Here is a 24,145-nt window from a genome sequence, read left to right as displayed (position 1 = left end):
TGGGTCGGGCGAAGGTTCGGAGCCGGCACTTGGCACTACGCGAGAAAGTCGCCGGCGGCCGGGCCCTGCATAAAAAGCAGGTCTAAGATGCTGAGCCCCGGTGCAAAATCTTTACCAAACGTCTGCGCATAGGGCAAGGCAGACGTACTGTCAGGTCCAGTTGCGCCGGGGGGCTTTGGTGTCAGCCAGTCGCGCCTGTCAAGCAACTCAGAACCGAGGGCTGGGGTGGAGGAAGGGGTGTGGTATTCGGTGGTGAGATGGATGGGAGTGCGCAGGCGCAGGCAGCGCAGATAGAACTGCAGCAGCGTCAGATTCAGTTCGAACAGCAGCCGGGGCTTCTGTACGTAAATGTCGTGGAGATAGTCGGCGTAGTATTCAAAGTACGGAGTGCCGCCATAAGCGGTTTGGATGCTGCGCCAGTGCGTGTGCACCCAGTTCTGGCGGTAGTCAATTTCCAGTTCCGAGGTTTTTACTTTCTCGCTGCGGTTGCCATCTACTACCGGCACCGTGAGCGGCTTCACGCCCTGGGCCGTCAGGATGAGGCAGCGGTTGCGGTAGGTTTGCTTGCGGTAGTGCTCCTGCGTTTCCAGCCACAGCGCATCGGCTCCTATTAGTTGGCCAAAAAACGCAACGGGCGGGTTGTACTGCGACTCGAAAAGGACGGCGGACATAGACAAAGGAGGAGCAGGACTTAACCGGATGTGACTGCCAACATAACGCACTGACCGCAGAAACCGGCAACAGCAAACAGGAATGGTTACGCAACTCCGCTTTGGAAACAGGCCAGTATGCTGAGCAGACTTGCTTGCTGACCACGTCCGGTTTCCAGAAACGGGAAGCAACTGGTTCAAAATAGGGCGGTTTGAGTGACGCGCCGGAGGCAACGGTGGGAACGGCCAGCCGTTTGCAGAACGTTAGGCTTTCCGCAGCCTCCATCTACCTTTACCGCCTGATACTTCTGCATGCGTACACTTCCTGTTTTTCTTTTGTTGCTTCTGCTGCACCTCACGGCTGCCGCTGCGCCGCAGCCTACACTGCAGCTTGATGTAGCTCGTTTCCGCAATGAAGATGTAAGTGTAAAGGGCAACGTAGTGGAATTGTATGCCACTGTGTCGGGAAAGTGGCTGCGCTATATGCGCCGGGCGCCCAAAATGTACCAGGCCGCTGCCGTGCTGACACTAGAAATTGTGCGGCCCAACGGACAGGCGGCTTATCAGGAAACGGTTACGCTCAAACCACCTGTGCTCAGCGACACGACGGCTGTCATCAAAAATCCGCTCAGCTTTCAGAAGCGCATCGTTCTGCCCGATGGAGAATACTCTTTACGCGCGTTGGTGCAGGATCAGTACCGTAAGGGCCAGCAAAGCCTGATAGAAATGCCGCTGGTGCTGAAATCGACGGAAGCCAAGCCAACCTTGAGTGACCTGGTGCTGCTGGCCAAGCCGGCCGCGCGCGGCGCTGAGGCCAGCAACTTTAGCCGCTCTGGTTTTAGCCTTACCCGCGCTCCAGGTGCCCTCTATGCCCGTGGGCAAGAGAAGCTATTCTTTTATGGGGAACTGTACAATGCTGCCGTAGGGCAGCCGCTACAGGTTTCTTACCGGCTGAAAGAAATCAATCTGCCGAAAGGAATGGGCGCGAAGACCATAGCCACTGGGCAAAGCACTGTAACCGGCGCCGAGGGGCGCCCTACCGTACTGACCAGCGAGCTGAACCTGGGCAAAGTGCCTACCGGCGACTACCTGCTGACTGTGGAAGTGCGCAACGCTAAAAACCAGCTGCTTGCCTCGCAGACCGCCACACTGCATCGGGAGGCCAATGACTACGCGCCGGCCGGAGCGGGCCCGGCCCGTTAACTTTGGGGCATGATCAAGCCGTATCCCTGGTATTATCGTCCGCTCAACAGGCTGCTCCGTGGCCTAGCTCACCTGCCGCTTTCGGTGCTCTACGGGCTGGCCGAAGTCATGTACTTCCTGTTGGCGTACGTGCTGCGCTACCGGCAGAAAGTAGTGTTGAAAAACCTGCGCAATTCGTTTCCGGAGAAGCCTGAAAATGAGATTCTGCGGATTCAGAAGGCATTCTACCGGCACTTCGCGCAGGTGATGGTGGAAACCCTGAAGCTGGCGGTGATGCCCGCTGAAGAGCTGAAGCGCCGCGTGTGGTTCAGCAACCCCGAGGTAATGGAGCGTCACTTCGCGCAGGGACGCACGGTGCTGGGCCTGTCGTCGCATGCCGGCAACTGGGAATGGGTGCTGACTTCGGGGGCCGCATGGCTGTCGGCGCACGCTGATGGGGTGTACAAACCGCTAAGCAACCCGTTTTTCGAAAGCTTTATGCACCAGCTGCGCACCCGCACCGGCGCCGGCCTGATACCCATGCGCGACACCCTGCGCGACATGCTGCAGCGCCGGGGCGAAACCCGGGTAGTAAGCCTGCTCTCCGACCAGGCTGCCGGCCCCGAAGACCGGCCCTACTGGACGCAATTCATGAACCAGGACTCCGGCTTCTATACCAGCGCCGACCGGCTGGCTTCCCGCTTCCATTGCCCGGTAGTGTATGTAAGCATCCGCCGGCTGCGCCGTGGCTACTACCAGATTATCCTGACGGAACTCTACGATGGCGACGCCCCGCTGCCCGCCAACGAATTTCTTGTCACCGAAGCGTTTGTGCGCCAGCTGGAACACGACATTCATGCTTTTCCCGCCGACTACCTCTGGACCCACCGCCGCTGGAAGCACAAGCGCCCGGTTAGTGAGCCGGTGAGCTAGGCCGGACAACAGCACTAAAAAAGCCCAATAAGCGAAGCGGCTGCACCAGTGGTGCAGCCGCTTCGCTTATTGGGCTTTTTTAGTGCTGTTACAGATACTGCTCGATGTCGCCGGCGCCCTGGCGTACCAGCTCAAAGTCGTCGTTGGTGCAGTCGATGATGGTGCTGGGGACGTTGTTGCCGAAGCCGCCATCGATGACGATATCCACCAACGAGCGGTACTTCTCGAAAATCAGGTCCGGATCCGTTACGTACTCGTCGAGCGTGTTTTCATCCTCGCGCACCGAGGTGCTCACAATAGGGTTACCGAGCTCCTTTACCAGCTGAATAATAATGGGGCTGTCGGGCACCCGGATACCAACGGTTTTGCGCTGACGACCTCCCTGGCGCGGCGCTTTGGAGCTGGCCTCGAAAATGAACGTAAATGGTCCCGGCAGGGCCCGCTTTATCACTTTGTAAGTCGGAGTCGTGATGCCGTGCGCATAGTCGGAGATGTGCGACAGGTCGGAGCAGATGAAGCTTAGCAGCGCCTTGTCGGGGTTAAGGCCCTTTATGCGGCACAGCTTGTCCACTGCTTTGGCGTTATGAATGTCGCAGCCGATGCCATACACCGTGTCCGTAGGATAAATGATGATGCCACCCCGACGTAATACATCTACAACTTGCTGAATGCGGTTCTGGGGCGGATTATCGGGGTGAATGCGGAGCAGCGTAGCGGCCATAGCAAAGCGTGGAGTTAGATGGTGAAACAACATACGGCACCTGAGCAGCGCCGCAGCGGGGCAAGGTAGCCGTTGTGACAGACAACTGCCAGCCACCTGTTCGTTGTTTTTGCCTGCCGGGTTACGTTTCCTCCCCACGGCAACGACTTCCGGCAGGCGGGAAATGGTTTCCAGAGCGTGGGGAACGATTTCCAGAGCGCGGGAATCGGGTTCCGGGGCGCGGGGAAGGCTGTTTGGATAACGCAAAAAGAGGCCCCGGCGCAGTGCCGGGGCCTCTTTTCAGGCGTGAAGCCGGGTAAGGCTGACTATTGCTTCACGAAGCGGCGTGTCGCGCTGCCTTCGGCAGTCGTGAGGCGCACGGCATATACACCGGCTTTGAGCGAGGCTACATTCAGGCTCGTCAGCTCGGTGGTAGCCACAGTGCGGCTTACTACCTGGCCCAGCGCATTCATGATTTCTACCTGAGCACCACGGCCGGCACCATCAACACGCAGCGTGAGCTGGTTGGCCACGGGATTGGGGTAGAGGGCAAGAGCCTTAGCGAAAGTCGGCTCAGCAGCACGCTGTACAAACGACAGGTCGGAGTAGCGGCGCGGAATAATCTGGTAGCCTTCCGTGAAAGGCGTGGTGGCATCGAACTGGCTGCCGATACCGGTGAGCAGGAACGGCGTGGTAGGAGCAGGCTTGCCAGCGAAGTCCGAGTTGGCCGGAATCCGCATCTGGTACACCACCGGATTCGGGCCGGCCGTCGTGACGTCCACGTTGTAGGCGGTAGCGGCACCGGTCCACTGAGTAGGCGTAACAAGCGTTACGGGCGTGGCAATAGCAATCAACTCCGACTCATCATTCTCAGTCAGAGCCGCTACCACGGCGCGCGGCAGATACGTGCGGCGGGCACGACCCAGCGACGTGATGCTGGTCATGGTAATCTGGCTCAGGCCGTTGAACTGACCCAGCGTGCCGGTCACCAGCACCGAGTCACCTTCCGCCAGAACAGTCGTGCCAATGTTGGCCGAAGCAAACAGGCCGATGCCGCCGGTGTTGTCAATCAGGGTGAACTGGTAGCCAGCTGTGCGCTGGTTGGTGCCATACACCGTGCCGCGGGCCGAAACCGTTTGGGTGTTTTGGGTCGGTACGCCGGCTGCGTCGTTCACCGTCAGGGCTGCTACCGTCGAAACCGTAGGGCCGGTAGGGGTGTCGTTGTCGGTGATGGTGATGGTATAGGTGCCGGCATCAACCGTAGCAGAACCGGCGGGAAGCGGGTTCTGCAGTTTCAGAATGATGGTTTCGCTGGCTTCCGCAACAGCGTCATCCACGATGGTTACGTTCACGTTCTGGGGGGCCGTGGTGTTGGCCGGGAACGTTACGGTTTGGGTGGTGTAGGTGTAGTCGGCAGGGGAGGTGGCAGTGCCAGCAGGAGTAGCAATGGCTACCTCTACCGTAACAACCTGGGCGCTTACGGCGCTCAGGCGCACCGGCACCTGGATGGTGCCCGCGTTTTCGTTCACCGTAGCCGAAGCGGCAGCGAATGAAGCCACCGGCGTTGTGGTACCGCCCGTCTGGCTAATCAGGCCGTACGTCTTCACGTTGTCGACACGCCAGGAGCCCGTGGTGGCCTCCGCGTTGTAGCCATAGATGCGGAATTCTACCGGCGTCAAAAGAGACGCGAAAATGGCCGGCAGCACAATTTTCTTGTTCGTGCGCGTGTCTGTATCGTCCGGTACGTTCACCGTAATCAGGTTGGCCGTGAAGTTGTCGGCGCTGGAGCGTACCACCCAATCCCGGATGCCGGTGCCTGAGCGGCGCTCATCCAGCAGAATGCTGTCGAGGCGCATCTGGAAGCCGGTAGCCGGCTGCACCGAGAACGAAAAATAGTCGGTAGCGTCCGGCGTGGTGCCTGTGGTCCAGTCGATAGCCGAAAAAGTGTTGGCTCCGGCAGAAGGCGTAACACCTGCCCCGCGCGACATGGGGCTGAACGTGGCGTTGATAGGCTGGGCGTCAACGGCTACGGTAGGCTCGCTGCCGGTTGCGCCGGTGAAGGAATAAGTAGCCAGCTGCGCGTGGGCGGCTGTGCCAAAAAGCCCCAGCGTGGCTACCAGAGCCAGCCGCCGCCACCGGGAAGTGTAAGAGTGTTGCATGCGTGAAAGGAGAAAAGGGTAATGAAATTGAAACAGCAATCAGGGTAAGGACGCAAACCGCCGGGAAAGGTTGATGGAAAAGCAGCAGAGCAGCCGCAAAGCGGTGGCGCTGGCAGCAAACCCAAAACCCAGGCGTCTGAAATCCTGCCACTGCCGGATTCCGCGTACTTTTGACGGACAAAGCTACTCCAAACGGTTTCGTCCGCCAATTTGCCCGCCGGAACTTCATATTCCGGTAACCTGACCACCTTCTCCTCCGATGGCCAAGACCCGCATCGATTACAAAGCCAAAGCGCTGAAGCGCCGCAACCGTTTCGCCTACATCACGGGCATTTCTGGGCTGCTGCTCATTACGTTCTCCTACTACTTCTACCAGGTGTTTTTCACGCCGAACGTGGAAACCAAAGGCAAGCCTACCTACGTGGTAGTGCGCCGCGGTGAAACAGCCAAGGCCGTGCTGGACTCCATTGAGGCCACCGGTGTCATCGTCGATAAGCTCAGTTTGCGCTTTGTAGCGAAGCTGATGAAGTATGACAAGCTGGTGAAACCCGGCCGCTACGAGCTGAAGGAAGGCTACACTAACCGCCAGCTCATCAACGACCTGCGCACCGGCAGCAACAAGCTGCCCCTGATGCTCACGTTCCAGAACATCCGGCTGCGCGAAGACTTGGCCCGCAAGCTCGCCACCACCATCGATGCCCGCCCCGGCCAGTTCGACTCGCTGCTGAGCAGCCCCAGCTACACCAAAAGCCTGGGCTTCGACACGACTAGCGTACAGACCATGTTCATCCCGAACACCTACGAGCTAGCCTGGAACACGTCCGCCGACAACCTCATGCAGCGCATGAAGAAGGAATACGAGAAGTTCTGGACCCCTTCCCGCGACGCTAAGCGCAAGCAACTAAACCTGAGCCGCGCCGAGGTCAGCACGCTGGCCAGCATTGTGGAAGCCGAGCAGCAGCAGCATGCCGATGAGCGGCCCCGCGTGGCCGGCGTGTACCTCAACCGCCTCCGGCGCGGCATGAAGCTCCAGGCCGACCCCACCGTGGTGTACGCCAACAAGGATTTCACCATCAAGCGGGTGCTCAACGTGCACCTCACCAAAGACTCGCCCTACAACACCTACAAGTATAAAGGCCTGCCGCCCGGCCCCATCAACCTGCCCAGCATTGCCAGCATTGATGCCGTGCTGAACCCCGAAAGCCACGATTACCTGTACTTCTGCGCCAAGGAGGACTTCAGCGGCTACCACGCCTTTGCCCGCAACGAGCAGGAGCACCTTGTAAATGCGCGGCGGTACCAAGCGGCGCTGACGCGGAGCGGCATCATGAAGTAAGTTGTTAGTGGCTGAAAGCTGATGGCTATTAGCTGTTAGCTTTTTCCCTCGTAGAAGGCCTCTATCGTTTTCACCCAACAGCTATCAGCCAGCAGCTACAAGCTAACAGCTAAAACAATGTACATTTCCGACACCAAAATCCGGGTCCGCTACGCCGAAACCGACCAGATGGGCTACGTGTACCACGGCAACTACGCGGCGTACTTTGAAGTGTGCCGCACCGAAGCGTTCCGGCAGCTGGGCATCAGCTACAAGGACTTGGAAGCCGAAGGCGTGGGCATGCCGGTAGGTGAAATCCGAACCCGCTTCCGCCGCCCCGCCCGCTACGACGACCTGCTCACGGTACGCCTGCTGCTCCGGCAGCCCGCCGAAGGCTCCCGCGTGCTGTTCGAGTACGAAATCTACAACGAGGCTCAGGAACTGCTGACCGAGGGCCACACGTTGATGGTGTTCGTGAGCATGGCTACTGGCCGGCCCGTGCCCATTCCGGTACACATTCAGGAAAAGCTGGCCGGCTACTTTTCCGACGACGAAACCGGCGGCCCGCTCACGCCACCCAAAGCGCCGGTAGACGCACCGGCGCCGGCCGCGTTTTTGAAGAAGTGAGGAGCTAAAGGCACGTCGTGCTGAGCTTGCCGAAGCATCTCTACCGCCTCGTTGCACTAGGGCTAGTGGTAAGGAGTTAGCCAGAGGTAGAGATGCTTCGGCAAGCTCAGCATGACAGTTCACTGCACAATTCACCTATCCGGTTCATGCGTTTTCCCACCCGCCGCTACCATTTGCCCGACGTACGCCGCCGCCGCAGCTACCGCAAGGCCATTGTGTTTCTGAAGCGGCTACGGTTTGCGGGCGGGCGGGCTTCGGTGTATGATGTGGTAGACCGGCTGCTGCAGGAAATCCGGCTCGATGGTATTGCCAAGCGCGCCTCCTATATGGCGTTCAACTTCACCATTGCTATATTTCCCACCATCATCTTCCTATTCACGCTAATTCCCTATGTCCCGATTCCGAACCTGAATCTGGACATTCTGCAGTTCCTGTCTGACCTGATTCCGCGGGAAATGTACCTGGCTATTTCGGGCACTATTGAGGATATCGTGAACATTCCGCACGGTGGCCTGCTGTCGTTCGGTTTTGCCACGGCCCTGGTGCTCAGCTCCAACGGCATCATGGCCCTGCTCGACGCCTTCGAGAAAAAGTACCCCTCCTTCAAGAAGCGGACCTACGTGCGCAAGCGGGTCATTGCTACGCTGCTGACGGTGGTGCTGTCGTTGGTGCTGCTGGTTTCGGTGGTTGGTATCTTCTTCGGCACCTACATCATTGATGCGCTGGTATTTCATGAAATCGTGCCCGAAACCTTTACTTCGGAGCTGATTACCATCATCAAATACGGCTCGGTGGTGGGGCTGTTCCTGCTCACTACCTGCCTCGTGTACTACTACGTGCCGCCCGTACACGACAAATGGCCGTTTCTGTCGGCGGGGGCGGTGGTGGCCACGCTCCTGATTTTTCTGGTGTCGTTCCTGTTCATCCTCTATGTCAAGATATTCGACTCCTACAACCATTTCTACGGCTCGGTTGGCACGCTGGTCGGCTTTATGGTGTGGCTGGACTTCGTGTGCATGACCCTGATTCTGGGCTTTGAAATCAACGTGAGCATCGATGCCGTGACGGGCCGGTTGCGCAATGGTCCTTCGGGCGTGCGGCTGCTCAACCGGCTGCGCAGTCGGGATGCAAAAATTTAACTCCTGATAATCAGCTCACAGAGAGGCATAAACCGTAAAAGACAGGCGCGGCGGCAAAAATGTAGAAGTAAAAGTTGCGGCAAGTGGCGCGTGCTGCTACTTTTGTCGTCCCAAACCACTCAGTTTGGACCTTAGAGAGGTGGCAGAGTGGTCGAATGCGACGGATTCGAAATCCGTTATACCTGCAAGGGTATCGGGGGTTCGAATCCCCCCCTCTCTGCCAAAGCTTCCAACCCGTGGAAGCTCTTTTGATGATAACCGCATAGCGCCCTTATACACTCAGAGGAGTGGCAGAGTGGTCGATTGCGGCGGTCTTGAAAACCGTTGAGGGTTAAACCTCCGGGGGTTCGAATCCCTCCTCCTCTGCGAAATGAGGTTGTCATCAACTGAAAAGCTCCGCCTATCCGGCGGGGCTTTTTTGTTTCCTGCGTATGGGCTATCAATGGGTGTGCAGTGGAAGCATGTGTTTGACAATCAGAGGTATGGATTAGGCCGTAAGCTGTACGGAAATGATGAGGGAGACTTGTATTGCCGCTGGGTACGCTTATCTTTCCAGCCGGCTGCCACACCAGGCTTCGCCAGTTGCGTGAAGCGCTCAGCCGGAAAGTCTTCCTTTTTTCCTCCTCAACCCAATTTCACATGCTTAAACGTTTACAGTTAGCACGTCGCGTCTGGCATACCGCCTTAGCCATCGTGGCCGGAATGAGTTGCGCTGTCAGTACGGCACAAGCGCAGGTAGATACCTACATCTTTTCTGCCTCCCAGGGCACATTCACCCCGCTGCCCGCCACGGCTACCGTTGCAGCAGCGGTGCAGGATGATGATGCCATGTCAGGCGCTATTCCCATCGGCTTTTCGTTTGCCTTCGATGGGGTGCCCTACACCAACGTGTACGCCAGCTCCAACGGCTTTCTCTCCTTCAACAGTGCCGCCTCCAGCAGCCTGACCAACGACCTGGACGCTGCCGCCGCCGCCATCCGGCCGCTGGTGGCCCCGCTCTGGGACGACCTGGCTGGTGAAGGAGCCGGTAGCGCGGCCAAGTACCAGACCACGGGTACGGTCCCGAACCGCGTATTCACGTTTGAGTGGCTGAACTGGGAATGGAACTACAGCGCCACCGCCCCGGTCGTTTCGTTTCAGGTGAAGCTCTACGAAACCACTAACCGCGTGGAGTTTGTGTACCGTCGGGAAAGTGGTGCTCCTAACTCGGCCTCAGCTTCCATTGGCTTGTCGGGAGCAGGCAGCCCCATCTCATTCTTGTCATTGAACAATACCAGCGCCTCGCCTACGGCCAGCTCCACGCTGGAAACCACGTCGTTGGCTACGGCTCCGGCTACGGGCCAGGTGTACGCGTTTCAGGCCACCAACTGCACCCGCATCAGCAACCTGATAGTGACTAACGTTACCAGCAGCACGGCTTCGGTCACGTTTACGGGTGTAACGGGCGTGACCAGCTATACGGCTATTGCCACCCCGACCACGGGAACTCCCGTGACCGTAACCGGCAGCGGTTCGCCGTTGCAGCTGACCGGTTTGCAGGGGTTGATGCAATACCGGGTAAACGTGGTGAGCAACTGCAGCGGCGGCCAAAGCTCGGCTCCCGTATCCGCCACGTTCACTACGCTGCTGCCACCTTCCGTCAATGATGAGCCCTGCAACGCTACTACCCTGGCATTGGGTACGGGCGGCGCGTTCCAGACCACTTCCTCGACTAACCTGGGCGCGTCGGCCACTATTCCTAACGGCTACGCGAATCCCGGCTGCACTACGGCTGCTAACCCCAAAGACGTCTGGTTCCGGGTCCAGATTCCAGCCAGCGGCTCCACTGCCCTCACCATTGTAGCGGCCGGCGGGCCAGCGGGGCAGGTTCGTCTGTTCTCAGCCGCTACCTGCAGCGGGCCCTTCACGCAGGTTGCCTGCCAGGGTAGTGCCGGCCCCAATACGGCTGCCGGAACGCTGGTTGTCAGCGGGCTTACGGCTGGCGCTACCTACTACGTTTCGGTGTCCGGCTTCGGTTCCAGCGACACGCAGGGGCCCTTTACGCTGCAGGCAGGCCAAGGCGCACTGGCAGTGAAAGGCGAATTGCCGACCGGCGACGTGTCGGTGTTCCCGAACCCCAGCGCAACCGGCCAGCTCACGCTGCGCATTGCCGGGGCCACTACCTCCACGGCCAACGCCACGCTGCTCAATGGCCTCGGCCAGACGGTGCTGACGCAGCAGGTGAGCCTGCGTGGCGGCGCGGTAGAGCAGCCGCTATCGGTGAAGAGCTTGGCGAAAGGCATCTACACGCTTCGCGTACAGGTCGGCGACGTCCTCATTGCCCGCAAGGTAGTGCTGGAGTAGCTGCTTGCTGAGTAGGCTGAAAGCTACATAAAGAAGGCGGTGGGACTTAGTCTCACCGCCTTCTTTATGTGGCCGTGTACGCCGGCGCTATTCTCCCTCGCCGGAGCCTTTGGTAAGCTCGGCCTGCAGAAAATAAGCGCCGTGCTGCACCATGCGCAGCGTATCGGGCACTGGTTCCAGGAGCGTGATGGCTACGGTGCCGTCTTCGGAGGGGCCGGTTTTCACCTTATAGCGGTGGAAGGCTGGCTGGCCGGTAGCACTGGTCTGGGCAAAAACGTAGCTGATGTCACCGGCCTGAATGATGGCGTCTTCGGGGAGGGTGCGCTGGCGGGAGCCTTCCGTCTGGATGCTGCCGCGCACGTACTGGCCGGGTATCAGGTCTTCGCGGTTGGGCTCCAGATGAGCATGCACGCTCACGGTGCGCGCCTCCGGGCTGAATGCCCGGCCTACCAGAAATACGCGCGCAACCATTTCCTCGCCGGTCTGGCGGTTCGGAATCGTGAACAGAATGCGCTGGCCCACTTTTACGCGGGCAATATCCCGCTCAAACACCTTCAGCTCCAGATGCAGGTCGGAGCGGTCTAGAATTTCCACCAGCACGTCCTGCGGATTCACGTACTGTCCTGGATTCATGTTGACGGCCGTTACGTAGCCGCCGAGCGGGGTTTTCAGGGCTACGGTAGGGGAGATGTAGCCCGAATTGAGCCGCGCCACTGATAGGCCCAGCATCTGAACCTGCGCCGCCAACGAGCGTTGAGCCGCCTGCTCGGTGGCATAGTCGGCCTGGGCCTGCTGCAGCTTGCGCTTCGCGCCCACATCTTCGGCGTCGAGGGTTTGCTGGCGGTCCAGCTCCTGCCGCAGAAACGCCACGCGGGCCCGGCTCTGCAGGTAGTCCTGCTGCAGCTTCAGGTAGTCGGGGTGGCGCAGGATGGCCACGGTAGCGCCTTTGGGCACCCGCTGGCCCGGCAGTATCTGCACGGTCTGTACGTAGCCGCCCAGCACGGCGCTGATGTCCACCCGGTTCTGAGGTGGTACATCAATGGTACCGTTGGCCTGCACGGCGGTGGTCATGTTGCGCCACGCAAAGCCGCCTATGCTGATGCCGGCCGCCCGCGCCTGTTCCGGCGAAAGGCTGATTTCATCGGGCCGGGCCGGGGTAGCCGGGGCCGCAGCCGTTTCGGCCGGGGCTTCGGGTTTCGACTGGCAGGCGGTCAGCAGTAGCAGGCCGGGAAGGAAAAGGCGGAGAAAAGTCATTTTTCGGAGAGAAAACATACGCTAGTTATCAGTGCCCGCCAGTGCCTGCAACGCAATGGCCAGCATGTTGTACTGGGTTATCTGGTCGAGGTAGGCGGTCTGCAGGTCCCAGGCAGGCTGGGTATTCACCACAAACTCCACGTAGTCGATGTCGCCGGCCCGGAAGCTCTTGTTGGCCGCGTCGAGGATGAGCCGGGCCTGCGGCAGCGCCGTCTGCTGGTAATAGTCGAGGGAAGCGCGGGCACGGGCCAGCTGCTGACGCAAGCCGCTGAGCTGGCTGCTGAGTTGCAGGCTGGCGTAGCTAAGCTGGGCGGTAGCGGCCTGCTCCGCCACTTTCGCCGCCTGAATCCGGCCCCGCTGCGCGCCACCCAGCAGCGGCAGTGCCAAGCCGCCCTGCGCTACCTGAAAGCCACGCTCCTTGTTGATGGTCTGGTTGAAATAGCCCACCCGCAGATCGGGCAGGCGGCGCAACTGCTCTACTCGTGTCTGCTGCTCGCTCACGGCTACTTCCTGCCGCAGCAGGCCTAACGTCGGGTTCGTATCCGGCGAAATTCCGGCCGTGTCGGCTGGCAGGAGCGCGGCCAGCGGGCTGCTGGTCGTATCCACCCGGACCGGACCCGGCGTGCCCAGCAGCAGCCCCAGCTGCTGCTCCCGTACCCGCGCTTCGGTGAGTACCGTGAGCAGACGGTTGCGCAATTCCTGCGACCGGGCCGCCGCGGACACCTGCTCCAGGCGGTTGGTTTCGCCGGTACGGTAGCGCACCTCGGCGGCGCGGGCAGCGCGGCGGTAGAGGCTGTCTTGGCGGCGCAGCAGGGCGGCGCGCTGGTGCAGCAGCAGCAACTCGAAATAGCTGGTCCGGATGGCACGCGTCAGCTCACGGCGCTGCAGCCGTACGCGCTGCTCGGCCGTGGTGGTCTGGCTTTCCAGCAGCTTGCGCTGGGCACCATAGAGCGTGGGAAAGGCCGTCTGCTGCACCACGTTCAGGCTCTGGTCGGCCAGGGAGCCCGAAATCTGGCCGTACTGGTAATCTACCACCGTACGGGGCAGATCGTAGCCGGTGCGGCCGAGGGCCCGCTGGCGCTCCACATCCAGCGTAGCACTCTGCAGGAAAAGGCTTTGCCCGAGGCCGGTCTGGAGGGCCTGCGGAAGCGTGAGCGGCGGCGCTGAAGCGGCGGGAGGAGCCACCGTACGCAGCGTATTCTGCGCGTGGGCGGCTCCGGCTGCAAGCAACCAGAAAAGAAGAAACAGGCGCTGTATCATATATCGGATCAGAGAAGGGCAAGGGCTGGCACGGCAGCCAGCCGGTGAAAAGCAACGCCACTACGATGAGGCGTTGCGCAACTATTCCGTGGGGCTGGGCTCACCGTCTTTCGTGAAAAAGGTGTAGAGCACGGGCAGCACGACCAGCGTGAGCAGCGTGGCCGAAATCAGGCCGCCGATAACCACGGTGGCCAGCGGCTTCTGCACCTCGGCCCCGGCCGCGCCCGACAGTGCCATGGGCAAAAAGCCCAGCGCCGCCACCGTGGCCGTGAGCAGCACCGGCCGGAACCGCTCGGAAGTAGCCCGCAAAGCCCGTTCCCGCACTGCATCCACGCCGGCAGCGGCCAGCTCGTTGAGGCTCGCCACCAGCACAATGCCATTGAGTACCGCCACTCCGAACAGCGCAATGAACCCCACGCCCGCCGAAATGCTGAACGGCATGCCCCGTAGCGCCAGGGCCAGCACCCCCCCAATGGCGGCCAGCGGAATGCCGGTGAAAATGAGGGCCGCCTGCTTCACGGAGTGGAAGGAAAGGTACAGCAGCACGAAAATCAGGAGCAGCGCCACCGGCACCGCCACCGACAGGCGCGCTTTGGCCTGCTGCAGGTTCTCGAACTGGCCGCCATACTGCACCGTGTAGCCCGGCGGCAGCTTCAACTTGGCATCCAGTTGCTGCCGGATGTCGGCCACGAGACTTTCCACGTCGCGGTTGCGCACGTTCACCCCGATGTTGATGCGGCGACGGGCATCGTCGCGCGAAATCTGCATGGGCGCGTTGCGGAAGGCTACCGTGGCTACTTCTTCCAGCGGCACCTTCTGGCCGTTGGGCGTATCCACGTACAGCTGGCGGAGGTCAGAAAGGCCCTGGCGGCGGCTGGAGTCGAGGCGCACCACCAGGTCGTAGCGCCGCTCGCCTTCGTAGACCTGCCCGGCCACTTCGCCCGCAAAGCTGGTGCGCAGCAGCGTGTTCAGGTCGTGCACGCGCAGGCCATACTGGGCCAGCTTGGCCCGGTCGTAGGTCACGCGCATCTGGGGCAGGCCCACCATTTGCTCCACTTTCAGGTCGCCGACGCCTGCCAGGGGGCGGATGAGGGCGGCGGCCTGGTTGGCTTTTTCGTAGAGCACATCCAGGTCGTCGCCGTATATCTTGATGGATACATCCGACTTCACGCCCGAAATCAGCTCGTTGAAACGCATCTGAATGGGCTGCTGAAACTCCACCGTCACGCCTGGTACGCCGGCCAGCGCGGCGCTCATCTTGTTGGCCATTTCTTCCCGCGAGCTGGCCGAAGTCCATTCGCTGTGGTCCTTGAGCACCACAATCTGGTCGGAATCTTCCAGCGACATCGGGTCTGTGGGAATTTCGGAAGTCCCGATTTTGCCCACCACCTGCTCTACTTCCGGAAACTGGCTGAGCAGAATCTGCTGCACTTTGGCCGTGGCAGCAATGCTCTGGGCCAGGGAGCTGCCGGGCGAAATGCCCACGTACACCGCAAAGTCACCTTCATCGAGCTGCGGAATAAACTCGCCGCCCATGCGCGCAAACACCAGCCCGGCCACGGCCAGCAGGGTCACGGCCAGCACCACTACCACAGCCCGGGCCCGGAGTGCGCCCGCAATAATGGGGGCGTAGCCGCGGTGCAGAAACCGCATAATCCGGTCGGCGAGTGTGCCTTCTTCCTTGATGTCTTTGCGCAATGCCCAGGCCGCTACGGCCGGCACGTACGTCAGGCACAGCAGCATGGCCCCGATAATGGCGAAGCTCACCGTCAGGGCCATCGGCCGGAACATCTTGCCCTCGATGCCGGTGAGGGCCAGAATCGGCAAGTACACCACTAGGATGATGAACTGCCCGAACAACGCCGAGCGCATCATGCGGGTGGCGGCGGCTTCGGCTACCTGGTCCATAGTTTCGAGCTCCGACTGCTGCCGGAAATGCACGAGGTGGAAAATCATGGCTTCCACGATAATTACGGCCCCGTCCACAATCAGTCCGAAGTCCAGCGCACCCAGGCTCATCAGGTTAGCCGACACGCCAAACGTGCGCATCATGCCCAGCGCAAATAACATGCATAGCGGAATCATGGCGGCCACTACCAGCCCGGCGCGCAGGTTGCCGAGCAGGAGCAGCAGCACCGCCACCACAATCAGGCCGCCTTCCAGCAGGTTTTTGCTGACGGTATGAATGGCTTTGTCGATGAGCTTGGTGCGGTCCAGAAACGGCAGCACTTCCACGCCCGGCGGCAGGCTTTTCTGGATGTCGGCCACCCGCGCCTTCACGCCTTTGATGGTCTGCTCCGAGCTAGCCCCTTTCAGCATCAGCACGATGCCGCCCACGGTTTCGCCCTGGCCGTTGCGGGTCATGGCGCCGTAGCGCACGGCGTGCCCAAACCGCACGTCGGCCACGTCGCGCACCAGCAGCGGCGCGTCGGTGGCGGCCTGCTTGATGACGATGTTGCCGATGTCGGCCAGGGACGTTACGCGGCCTTCACCCCGGATAAAATAGGCGTTAGGGCCGCGCTCCAGGTACGAGCCGCCGGTGTTGGCATTGTTGTCCTGCAGGGCCGCAAACAGCTCGGGCATGGTCACGCCGGCCGCGTTGAGGCGGTCCGGGTCCACGCTCACTTCGTACTGGCGCACAAAGCCGCCGAAGCTGCTGACTTCCACCACGCCGGGCACGCCGGAAAGCTGGCGCTTCACCAGCCAGTCCTGAATCTCGCGCAGCTCGCTCAGCGAGTATTTCCGCTCGAAGCCCGGTTTCAGGTGCAGCGTATATTGGTAAATCTCGCCGAGGCCAGTGGTGATGGGCGCCATTTCGGGTACGCCCAGGCCGGCGCCGAGGCTGGTTTCGGCGGTTTTGAGCTTTTCGGCTACCAGCTGCCGGGTGCGGTAGGTGTCGATGTCGTCGTCGAAAACCACCGTGATAACCGAAAGCCCGAAGCGCGAGGTAGACCGGATTTCGAGGACGCCGGGCACGGTGCGCAGGGCCAGCTCCAGCGGCACTGTGAGCAGCTGCTCGACTTCTTGCGCCGCCAGCGCCGGACTCTGGGTGATAACCTGCACCTGGTTGTTGGTGACATCGGGCACGGCATCGAGCGGCAGGTGCGCGGCCGAGTAGCCGCCCCAGGCCACCAAACCGGCCAGCAGCAGCGCTACCAGCAGCTTGTTATGGATGCTGAATGCAATGATTCGGGAAAGCATAGAAACGGAGTTCAGGTGAGCCGGTACAGGGACCACATCCGGCTGCGCAGCGGCCGAACCGGCACAGCCGGATGAAAAAGAGCGCGCCTGACCGGGCTACAAAGCGCTAAGGAGGGAGGAAGCCAATCGGGCAACACTTCGCGTGCCGCTAACCACCGGAACCGGCCGCAGACAGCGCGCAGCCCAGCCAGTGCCCGGCAGGGCGGGCGTGGCGGAAGACACCGGATGGAAAGCGGGAAAAAGTGGGCGGTGCGGGCAGACTACGCCCGCCGGAGCCACCGGATTACGCTCGGGGAGGCTGCAGCAGCGAGGTGCTGAAACAAAACGTGTACAGCGGGCGTGCCGCGGCCTTGTACACGGCGGCAGGCCAGCTCATGCGTTGCCCGGCCAGCACCAGCAGCCGCGCCGTGGGCAGCACGAAGGCCGCCAGCACGCAGTCGTGGTGGCAGCGCAGCGGCAGGTTGTGGTGGTCCTGGTCGTGGCGGGCAGAGTGCGGGTGCTGGTAGTGCGCGGTGCCGGCCCCGTAGTGCAGGGCCAGAAACTGGCGCAGCGAAAGGCGCCCACCGGCTTCCGAATGATGGAAGCGGTAGTGCTGCAGCAGCTGCGGCAGCTTGCCCAGCTCCGCCAGATCGTTCTGCGGAATCAGGCTGCTGGTGAGCATGAGCAAACCCAGAAGAAAAGCCAGCGCGGATTTCATCGTGCCAAAGATAAGATAGCCGGGCAGTTGTTGTTTTAAAAAGAGCAGGTTCCCGGAAATTTGGAAGCCTTCTAAACCAGAAACGGCCGTCCGGGCTTCTGCCGGAGCTCCGCCGTACAACCTCCCCGGTAGTACCGCGTACATGCAACGCTCTGCGGAGCCGGGCTACTCTGCCCGGCCCCCGCGGGGTCTGCCGTTACCTGCTGCTTCGTATGTTCAAATGGTTACTCTGGAGTCTGGCGCTGCTGGTGCTGGCTCCCACTTCCGCGTCCGGCTACTCGGTGCTCACCCACCAGGCCAACATCGACTCTACCTGGACGCGCTGCCTCATGCCCATGCTGCAGAAACGCTACCCCGGCGCCACCGAGGAGCAGCTCCTTGAGGCCAAAAGCTACGCCTACGGGGGCTCCATCGTGCAGGACATGGGCTTCTACCCCTTCGGCTCGGTGCTGTTTACCAACATGACGCACTATGTGCGCAGCGGCGACTTTGTGCGCAACATGCTCGACGAAGCCCACGGCCGCAACGAATACGCGTTTGCGCTGGGCGCACTGGCGCACTACACGGCCGATGTCATCGGGCATCCGGAGGGTACCAACCGCGCCATGCCGTCGGTATATCCGGACCTGAAGCAGAAGTTTGGCACGGAAATCACCTACGAAGAAGCGCCTATTCAGCACACGCAGCTGGAGTTTGCCTTCGATGTGGTGCAGCTGGCCGCCGGCCGCTACCGCACCGCCGACTACCAGCGCTACATCGGGTTTCAGGTGAGCAAGCCGGTGCTGGAGCGCGCGTTTAAGAAAACGTACGGGCTGGAGCTGGGCCAGGTGATTTTCAACGTGGATCTGTCGGTAAGCTCGTTCCGGTTTGCCGTACGCAGCCTCATCCCGATAGCCAGCCGCGCCGCCTGGCAGTCGCAGAAAAAGGATATCCGCAAGCTGAGCCCCCAGGCCCGCCGCCGCGAGTACGTGTATGACCAGAGCGAGCGGGCCTACCGCAAGCAGTACGGCACCGACTACCAGAAACCCGGCACCGGAGCCCGGCTGCTGTCGTACTTGGTGCGGGTGTTGCCCAAAATCGGGCCGCTGAAGCCGTTTGCCTTCAAGCTGCCTACGCCCGAGGCGCAGGAGCTGTTCAAGAAGAGCTTCCGGGACGTGATGCGCGAATACTGCCGCAAAGTGGAGGCCGAGCCTACCGACACGGCCGTGGTATCGAGGCAGCTGCTGCCCAACACCGATTTTGATACCGGCCGCCCAACTAAAGTAGGCGAGTATGCGCTGACGGACAAAGCCTATGGCGAGTGGCTGCGCAAGCTCGCCGACAACAAGTTTGAAGGCCTGACGGCTCCGGTCCGCCGGAACATTCTGGCCTTCTTTGGGCCGGCTCCCCAAACCCCGAAGGAAGAAGACGAAGCCGAGGACAAGACGCGCGCCAAAACCCTGGAAGCCCTGGCCCAGCTACAGGCGCTGGACGTGAAATAGAGCAGGCTGCTACAGCCCGCAAACGAGAAGAGGAGCTTGCCCGATTGTAGCCGGGTAAGCTCCTCTTGCTGTTGGTTCTGAGTTCTGGCTGCTTGGGCCTAGTAGTGGCGGTATGCCTGGTAAGAGCGGTAAACCGGCCGGTGCAGCTTACCGATTTTGTGCTTGGGCGTGCTACGTAGGATAGAAAGGCGCAGGAACGGCGCGGCGGCGGCCTCGAACGAAACCAGCGTACCGGCGGCTACCAATACAAGAACTAAAAACAGGCGGCAGATAGCAGAGAACATGTGCAATAGGTGCGTAGAAAGCGAGCTTCCGGCCGGGCCGCCAGCGTGGCGTTTCGGCGAGGAAGTGCACAAATGTAGCCACCGCCTCTGCCGCGCCGCCGGCCTTTTCGGTGAGCCCCGGTGCCTCTGCCACCAACCCTGCTTTCTACCCGACGAAGCACGTTTTACTAGTCACTAGCAAGCACGGGGTTACTGCCCGCTCTGCTGCACCAGGCCGCTGCTGAGGCGGCGCAGCACAATTTCGGCCTGCTTGGCTTGGTAGCGGATATCGAGCAGGCGCACTTCGGCGTCGAGCTGGGTGCGCTGGGCTTCGCGCAGGGCCAGGGGCGTGAGCAGGCCCAGGCGGTAGCGCTCCAGCGTGATGGCCACATTTTCGCGGGCCAGCAGAATGTTGGCTTCCTCCAGCTGCAGCAGCTGCAGGCGGTTCTGGTACTGGGCGTAGGCCTGCTCGGCTTCGGCCTCCAGGCTCAGCTGGGTCTGGCCGAGCTGCAACCGGGTCTGCTCTTCGGTAATGCGCGCATTCTGCTCCAGCCGGTTGCGGTTGAAGCCATCGAAGATGGGAATGGAGGCCACCACACCATAATTGAGGCCGTAGGTGCGGCCCGTGTTCGTGACGAGCTGGCTGCCGAAAAAGGCCGCGCCGTTGATGTTACGGTTGTAACCGTAGCCGCTCGTGAGCCCGATCTGGGGAAAACGCGACGCGCGCACCAGCTTTCGGTCGTAGGTGGCTACCTCGGTGCTGAGGCGGGCCTGCTGCAGGCGCGGATTGTTCTGCTGGATGGCCTGCGTCACGGCCTCGCGGCTCAGGTCGGTGGCTACTACAATGGAATCGGCGGGGCGGAAATCGAGGCGCGGCGTGCGGCCCAGCAGGTTGTTGAGGTTGATTTTGGCCGTCTGCAGTGCTTCCTGCTGCTGAATCAGGATGGAGCGGTCGGCGTTGTAATCGACGCGGGCCGTCAGCACCTCCACCTTGGCACTCACGCCCACGTCTACGCGGGCCTGGGTCAGGTCGATGCGGGCCTGCCCGATCTTCAGCGCTTCCTCAATCGAGCGAATCTTGCCCGACTCGCGCACCACCACGTAGTACGCGTCGGTGATGCCGGCCACGGTTTCTTCCAGCGTGGCCCGCGTAACCTGGCGCTGTTGCTGTTCCAGGGCCCGCAGCCGGTCGTAGGCGATGAACATGCCCAGGCCGTCGAACACCGTCCAGGTGGCGGCCACATTGGCATTGAACAGGTTCGACTGCGCGCCGTTGGCCGTGCTGGCCTCAGGCCGCGACGACGACTCCTGGCGCACGTTGTTGCGGTTGAAAGTGCGGGTGAAGTTGCCGTTCACCACGGGCAGCTGGCCGGCGTTGCCGCGGGTCACGTTGTTTTCCGCAATCCGCTCGTCCTGTTGGGCCACCCGGATATCGTAGTTGTTTTCCAGGCCCAGCCGGATGGCTTCGGCCAGCGTCAAGGGAGGCGCGTCGCGCACGGTTTCCGGCTTTTCCGTCTGCGGTTTCGACTGCGGCTGCGTGGCTGGCTGCCGGGAGGGCAGCACGGGCTGCTGCGCCTGCCCAAGCAGCGGAAAAAGCAGCAGCGCGGTCAGGCGGAAAGGTAAAAGGCGAGCGAAAAATTGCATTCGGAAAGGTTGAATTGGGGCGTCATGCGGAGCGGAGCCGGGGAATCCCGCATGCTGACGTCTGGTTACGAGCCTAGCATTAAGCCAGTGCGTAATGCCCGGCTTTACCTGGCACCACGCACTGGCTTAATGCTAGGCGGTTACGGCCTTGGCTTTCTTCTCCTGCTTCTGGCTGTGCTTCTTCGCGGTGGCGAAATACGAGTACATCACGGGCACTACGTAGAGCGTGAGGCCCGTGGCAAAAAACAGTCCGCCCACTACCCCAATGCCCATGGCACGGCGGCTGAGGGCCCCGGCGCCGGTGGCAATGGCAATGGGCAGAATACCCAGAATGGCGCACAAAGACGTCATCAGGATCGGGCGGAAGCGGGCCGTGGCGCCTTCAATCAGGCCGGTCATGTAGTCTTTGCCGTTTTCCACCTGCTGGTTGGCAAATTCCACAATCAGGATACCGTTCTTGGTCACCAGCCCGATGAGCATGATGATGCCAATCTGCGAGAACAGGTTCAGGGTCTGGTTGAAATACCACAGGCTTAGCAGGGCGCCGCTCAGGGCCAGCGGCACCGTCACCATGATGATGACCGGGTCGCGGAAGCTCTCGAACTGCGCGGCCAGCACCAGATAAATCAGCACCAGGGCCAGCCCGAAGGCAAATACCAGCGACGAGGAGCTTTCCTGGAAGTCGCGGGAAGCGCCGGAGAGCTCCGTGGAGAATGTATCGTCGAGCTGCTTATCGGCAATGGCCTGCATCGCCGCAATGCCGTCGCCGAGGGTTTTGCCGGGCGAAAGGGACGCCGAGAAAGTAGCCGAGTTATAGCGGTTGAAGCGGTAGAGCTGGGGTGGTGTGCTGCTCTCCGTGAGGCGAATCACGTTGTCGAGCTGCACGAGCTGGCCGTCGGCATTTTTCACCGAGAGCAGGCGCACGTCCAGCGGCTGGTTGCGGTCTTCGCGGGCCACCTGCCCGATAATCTGGTACTGCTTGCTGCCCCGGATGAAGTAGCCGTAGCGCTGGCCGCTCAAACCTGCCTGCAGCGTCTGGCTGATGCTTTGCACGCTTACGCCCAGGCTCTGGGCCTTCTCCCGGTCGATGTTGATGCGCAGCTCGGGCTTGTTGAATTTGAGGTTGACGTCCACGAACTGGAACGTAGGGTCCTGGCGGGCGGCGTCGAGAAACTTCGGTACGGCTGCCCGCAGCTTTTCGAAATCCTGGGTCTGCACCACAAACTGCACCGGCAGGCCGCCGCCCCCGCCGCCCCCGATGCTCTGGTCCTGCGACACTGATGTACGGGCCGCCGTCAGGTTCTTGACGCCGGCCGTGAGGCCTTTGGCTATGTCGTCCTGGTTGCGTTGCCGCTGGTCGGCCTCTACCAGCAGCACGCGGGCAATACCCGAGTTGGAGCCGCCCCCGAAACCCGGCGACGTCACGGTAAACACGCTGCTCAGGTTGTCGCTGGTCGAGTCCATGGCCATCTTCGTAAGCTGGACCATGTAGGCATCCATGAACTCGAACGAAGCGCCTTCAGGGCCGGTGGCGTTGATGTTGATGCGGCTACGGTCTTCCACCGGCGCCAGCTCCGACGGCAGGGTTTTCATGAAAAACCAGATGCCGACGCCGGTGCCCAGCACAACCACCCAGGCCAGCCAGCGGTTGTTCAGGAAGGTTTTGAGGCTGCTTTGGTAGCTGCCAATCATACTTTCGAAAAAGGGCTCGGTTTTGCGGTAAAACCAGTTGTGTTTTTCCTCCCGCTTGAGCAGCACACTGCACATCATGGGCGTAAGCGTGAGCGAAACGAAGGCCGAAATCAGCACCGAACCGGCCACCACAATGCCAAACTCGCGGAACAGACGCCCGGTAATACCGGTCAGGAATACCACCGGCAGGAACACCGCCGCCAGTACCACCGTGGTACTGATAACGGCCATCAGGATTTCTTCGGAGCCTTTAATAGAAGCCGTCTTGGGGTCTTCGCCTTCCTCAATGCGCGAGTAGATGTTTTCCAGTACCACAATGGCGTCGTCCACTACCAGGCCAATGGCCAGCACGATGGCCAGCAGTGTCAGCACGTTGATGGAGAAGTCCAGCAGGTACATCACGAAGAAAATACCCACCAGCGACACCGGAATGGCTACTACCGGAATCAGTGTGGAACGCCAGTCGCGCAGGAACAGGAAGATGATAACCACCACCAGCACGAAGGCTTCGATGATGGTGTGCTCTACTTCGTTGATGGACTTGCGGATAAACACCGAGTTGTCGAAGCCCGGCTTCAGCACCAAGTCTTTGGGCAAGTCCTTGCCGTACTGCTCCAGGCGTTTGTTGAACTCGTTGGCAATATCAATCTGGTTGGAGCCCGGCTGCGGAATGACGGCCAGGCCTACCATCGGCACACCATTTACCTTAAAGATGGTTTGGTCGTTTTCGGGATACAGCTCGGCGTAGCCAATGTCGGAGAGGCGCACCAGCGAATTGGCGTCCTTGCGGATAATGAGGTTATTGAAGTCTTCGACCGTGGACAGGCGGCCCATGGTGCGCAGTGTAAGCTGGGTGTTCTGGCCCTGCACTGCCCCGCTGGGCAGCTCCACGTTTTCGCGGGTCAGGGCGCTTTGCACCTCCACGGGAGCCACGCCCAGCGCCGACAGCTTCACGGGGTCGAGCCACAGGCGCATGGAGTATTTCCGCTCACCGTATACCCGCACTTCCGACACGCCCGGAATGGTTTGAATTCGCTCTTTGAGGGTGTTGTTGGCGTAATCAGTCAGCTCGAGCAGATTACGCTGCGAACTGCTGAGGTAAGTCATAACAATTGGCTGGGAGTCGGCATTGGCCTTGCTCACGATGGGCGGGTCGATGTCGCGCGGCAAGCGGCCCTGCGCACCCGAAACTTTGTCGCGCACGTCGTTGGCCGCGGTTTCCAGGTCGGCGTCGAGGTCAAACTCTACCGTAATCTGGGTGCGGCCGTCGCGCGAGTTCGAGGTCAGGTTCTTAATGCCGGCAATACCGTTCAGGGCTTCTTCGAGCGGCTCAGTTACCTGGCCCTGCATCACGTCGGCCGAGGCCCCGGTGTAGCTCGCCGACACCGTGATGATGGGCGGGTCTACGCTCGGGTATTCCCTGATGCTGAGGTAACGAAACCCAATCACGCCGAAAATCACGATGACGAGGCTCATCACGATGGCGAGGACCGGGCGGTTGATACTGGTGGAGGATAAGCTCATAGGTCTGTTTTCAGGCAGTGTCTCTTACTAAGTATCGCCTTGGCTTGCAATGGTTGAACAGTCACCGCGAAACTTGGCGGT

The 24,145-nt window shown here is 61.0% G+C and carries 17 protein-coding genes and 2 tRNA genes; 9 read left to right on the top strand and 10 right to left on the bottom strand.

Features of this window, described 5'->3' with window-relative positions; genetic code table 11:
- Window positions 1-35: 35 nt before the first annotated feature.
- A complete protein-coding gene (locus IC231_RS11365) occupies window positions 36-671 on the bottom strand; it encodes a WbqC family protein (protein ID WP_190784619.1) in 636 nt (211 codons plus the stop codon).
- A 315-nt stretch (window positions 672-986) separates the two neighbouring features.
- On the opposite strand from IC231_RS11365, the gene IC231_RS11360 reads away from it, so the two are divergent.
- Both IC231_RS11360 and IC231_RS11355 read left to right on the top strand, forming a co-directional pair.
- Window positions 987-1,853: a hypothetical protein gene (locus IC231_RS11360; protein WP_190784618.1), complete on the top strand. Its 867-nt coding sequence runs from the start codon at window positions 987-989 to the stop codon at window positions 1,851-1,853.
- Window positions 1,854-1,862: 9 nt separating this feature from the next.
- Complete coding sequence (locus tag IC231_RS11355; RefSeq protein ID WP_190784617.1) at window positions 1,863-2,765, top strand: lysophospholipid acyltransferase family protein; 903 nt, start codon at window positions 1,863-1,865, stop codon at window positions 2,763-2,765.
- An 88-nt stretch (window positions 2,766-2,853) separates the two neighbouring features.
- Here the strand turns inward: IC231_RS11355 and IC231_RS11350 are convergent, their stop codons facing one another.
- Window positions 2,854-3,486 carry an L-threonylcarbamoyladenylate synthase gene (locus IC231_RS11350; RefSeq protein WP_185887317.1) on the bottom strand — a complete coding sequence of 211 codons (633 nt, stop codon included), beginning with the start codon at window positions 3,484-3,486 and terminating at the stop codon, window positions 2,854-2,856.
- 305 nt (window positions 3,487-3,791) lie between these two features.
- On the bottom strand, window positions 3,792-5,624 hold the full coding sequence (locus tag IC231_RS11345; protein WP_190784616.1) for a T9SS type A sorting domain-containing protein: 1,833 nt from the start codon (window positions 5,622-5,624) through the stop codon (window positions 3,792-3,794).
- Window positions 5,625-5,883: 259 nt separating this feature from the next.
- Between IC231_RS11345 and mltG the strand changes: the two genes are divergently transcribed.
- From mltG to IC231_RS11315, 6 genes are all read left to right on the top strand, one after another.
- On the top strand, window positions 5,884-6,960 hold the full coding sequence (gene mltG / locus IC231_RS11340) for an endolytic transglycosylase MltG (protein WP_190784615.1): 1,077 nt from the start codon (window positions 5,884-5,886) through the stop codon (window positions 6,958-6,960).
- A gap of 117 nt (window positions 6,961-7,077) precedes the next feature.
- Window positions 7,078-7,566: an acyl-CoA thioesterase gene (locus IC231_RS11335; RefSeq protein ID WP_190784614.1), complete on the top strand. Its 489-nt coding sequence runs from the start codon at window positions 7,078-7,080 to the stop codon at window positions 7,564-7,566.
- A 146-nt stretch (window positions 7,567-7,712) separates the two neighbouring features.
- The gene (locus tag IC231_RS11330; RefSeq protein ID WP_190784613.1) at window positions 7,713-8,705 is read left to right on the top strand and encodes a YihY/virulence factor BrkB family protein; all 993 of its coding nucleotides are present in this window, start codon (window positions 7,713-7,715) and stop codon (window positions 8,703-8,705) included.
- Between the two features lie 133 nt (window positions 8,706-8,838).
- Window positions 8,839-8,928 (top strand) — tRNA-Ser (locus IC231_RS11325).
- A gap of 58 nt (window positions 8,929-8,986) precedes the next feature.
- Window positions 8,987-9,071 (top strand) — tRNA-Ser (locus IC231_RS11320).
- Window positions 9,072-9,344: 273 nt separating this feature from the next.
- A complete protein-coding gene (locus IC231_RS11315; protein WP_190784612.1) occupies window positions 9,345-11,048 on the top strand; it encodes a T9SS type A sorting domain-containing protein in 1,704 nt (567 codons plus the stop codon).
- A gap of 87 nt (window positions 11,049-11,135) precedes the next feature.
- On the opposite strand, the gene IC231_RS11310 is transcribed toward IC231_RS11315, so the two are convergent.
- The 4 genes from IC231_RS11310 to IC231_RS11295 form a co-directional block, all read right to left on the bottom strand.
- The gene (locus IC231_RS11310; RefSeq protein WP_190784611.1) at window positions 11,136-12,302 is read right to left on the bottom strand and encodes an efflux RND transporter periplasmic adaptor subunit; all 1,167 of its coding nucleotides are present in this window, start codon (window positions 12,300-12,302) and stop codon (window positions 11,136-11,138) included.
- A 21-nt stretch (window positions 12,303-12,323) separates the two neighbouring features.
- Window positions 12,324-13,562 (bottom strand): TolC family protein, encoded by a 1,239-nt coding sequence (locus IC231_RS20340; RefSeq protein ID WP_190784610.1) that lies wholly within the window; start codon window positions 13,560-13,562, stop codon window positions 12,324-12,326.
- Between the two features lie 81 nt (window positions 13,563-13,643).
- Entirely contained in the window at window positions 13,644-16,763 is a 3,120-nt protein-coding gene (locus IC231_RS11300) for an efflux RND transporter permease subunit (RefSeq protein WP_190784609.1), read from the bottom strand.
- A 283-nt stretch (window positions 16,764-17,046) separates the two neighbouring features.
- The gene (locus tag IC231_RS11295) at window positions 17,047-17,460 is read right to left on the bottom strand and encodes a hypothetical protein (protein ID WP_190784608.1); all 414 of its coding nucleotides are present in this window, start codon (window positions 17,458-17,460) and stop codon (window positions 17,047-17,049) included.
- A 212-nt stretch (window positions 17,461-17,672) separates the two neighbouring features.
- Between IC231_RS11295 and IC231_RS11290 the strand changes: the two genes are divergently transcribed.
- Window positions 17,673-18,941: a zinc dependent phospholipase C family protein gene (locus IC231_RS11290; RefSeq protein ID WP_190784607.1), complete on the top strand. Its 1,269-nt coding sequence runs from the start codon at window positions 17,673-17,675 to the stop codon at window positions 18,939-18,941.
- Window positions 18,942-19,039: 98 nt separating this feature from the next.
- On the opposite strand, the gene IC231_RS11285 is transcribed toward IC231_RS11290, so the two are convergent.
- The 3 genes from IC231_RS11285 to IC231_RS11275 all read right to left on the bottom strand — a co-directional run bounded on the left by IC231_RS11285 (window position 19,040) and on the right by IC231_RS11275 (window position 24,064).
- Window positions 19,040-19,225, bottom strand: coding sequence for a hypothetical protein (locus IC231_RS11285; RefSeq protein WP_190784606.1), 186 nt, complete (start codon window positions 19,223-19,225; stop codon window positions 19,040-19,042).
- Window positions 19,226-19,414: 189 nt separating this feature from the next.
- Complete coding sequence (locus tag IC231_RS11280; RefSeq protein WP_190784605.1) at window positions 19,415-20,848, bottom strand: TolC family protein; 1,434 nt, start codon at window positions 20,846-20,848, stop codon at window positions 19,415-19,417.
- 132 nt (window positions 20,849-20,980) lie between these two features.
- Window positions 20,981-24,064 (bottom strand): efflux RND transporter permease subunit, encoded by a 3,084-nt coding sequence (locus IC231_RS11275; protein ID WP_190784604.1) that lies wholly within the window; start codon window positions 24,062-24,064, stop codon window positions 20,981-20,983.
- Between the last annotated feature and the right edge of the window lie 81 nt (window positions 24,065-24,145).

This window comes from Hymenobacter duratus (assembly GCF_014698995.1).
Taxonomy (GTDB): Bacteria; Bacteroidota; Bacteroidia; order Cytophagales; family Hymenobacteraceae; genus Hymenobacter; species Hymenobacter duratus.
Note: the sequence above shows the minus strand (reverse complement) of the source record. Positions and strands in the feature narration are given on the sequence as shown.

Excerpts from the sequence above, each read along its gene's own strand:
- IC231_RS11365 (WP_190784619.1), bottom strand. The coding sequence starts at position 671 with ATGTCCGCCGTCCTTTTCGAGTCGCAGTACAACCCGCCCGTTGCGTTT.
- IC231_RS11355 (WP_190784617.1), top strand. The coding sequence starts at position 1,863 with ATGATCAAGCCGTATCCCTGGTATTATCGTCCGCTCAACAGGCTGCTC.
- IC231_RS11350 (WP_185887317.1), bottom strand. The coding sequence starts at position 3,486 with ATGGCCGCTACGCTGCTCCGCATTCACCCCGATAATCCGCCCCAGAAC.
- IC231_RS11345 (WP_190784616.1), bottom strand. The coding sequence starts at position 5,624 with ATGCAACACTCTTACACTTCCCGGTGGCGGCGGCTGGCTCTGGTAGCC.
- mltG (WP_190784615.1), top strand. The coding sequence starts at position 5,884 with ATGGCCAAGACCCGCATCGATTACAAAGCCAAAGCGCTGAAGCGCCGC.
- IC231_RS11335 (WP_190784614.1), top strand. The coding sequence starts at position 7,078 with ATGTACATTTCCGACACCAAAATCCGGGTCCGCTACGCCGAAACCGAC.
- IC231_RS11330 (WP_190784613.1), top strand. The coding sequence starts at position 7,713 with ATGCGTTTTCCCACCCGCCGCTACCATTTGCCCGACGTACGCCGCCGC.
- IC231_RS11315 (WP_190784612.1), top strand. The coding sequence starts at position 9,345 with ATGCTTAAACGTTTACAGTTAGCACGTCGCGTCTGGCATACCGCCTTA.
- IC231_RS11310 (WP_190784611.1), bottom strand. The coding sequence starts at position 12,302 with ATGACTTTTCTCCGCCTTTTCCTTCCCGGCCTGCTACTGCTGACCGCC.
- IC231_RS20340 (WP_190784610.1), bottom strand. The coding sequence starts at position 13,562 with ATGATACAGCGCCTGTTTCTTCTTTTCTGGTTGCTTGCAGCCGGAGCC.
- IC231_RS11300 (WP_190784609.1), bottom strand. The coding sequence starts at position 16,763 with ATGCTTTCCCGAATCATTGCATTCAGCATCCATAACAAGCTGCTGGTA.
- IC231_RS11295 (WP_190784608.1), bottom strand. The coding sequence starts at position 17,460 with ATGAAATCCGCGCTGGCTTTTCTTCTGGGTTTGCTCATGCTCACCAGC.
- IC231_RS11290 (WP_190784607.1), top strand. The coding sequence starts at position 17,673 with ATGTTCAAATGGTTACTCTGGAGTCTGGCGCTGCTGGTGCTGGCTCCC.
- IC231_RS11285 (WP_190784606.1), bottom strand. The coding sequence starts at position 19,225 with ATGTTCTCTGCTATCTGCCGCCTGTTTTTAGTTCTTGTATTGGTAGCC.
- IC231_RS11280 (WP_190784605.1), bottom strand. The coding sequence starts at position 20,848 with ATGCAATTTTTCGCTCGCCTTTTACCTTTCCGCCTGACCGCGCTGCTG.
- IC231_RS11275 (WP_190784604.1), bottom strand. The coding sequence starts at position 24,064 with ATGAGCTTATCCTCCACCAGTATCAACCGCCCGGTCCTCGCCATCGTG.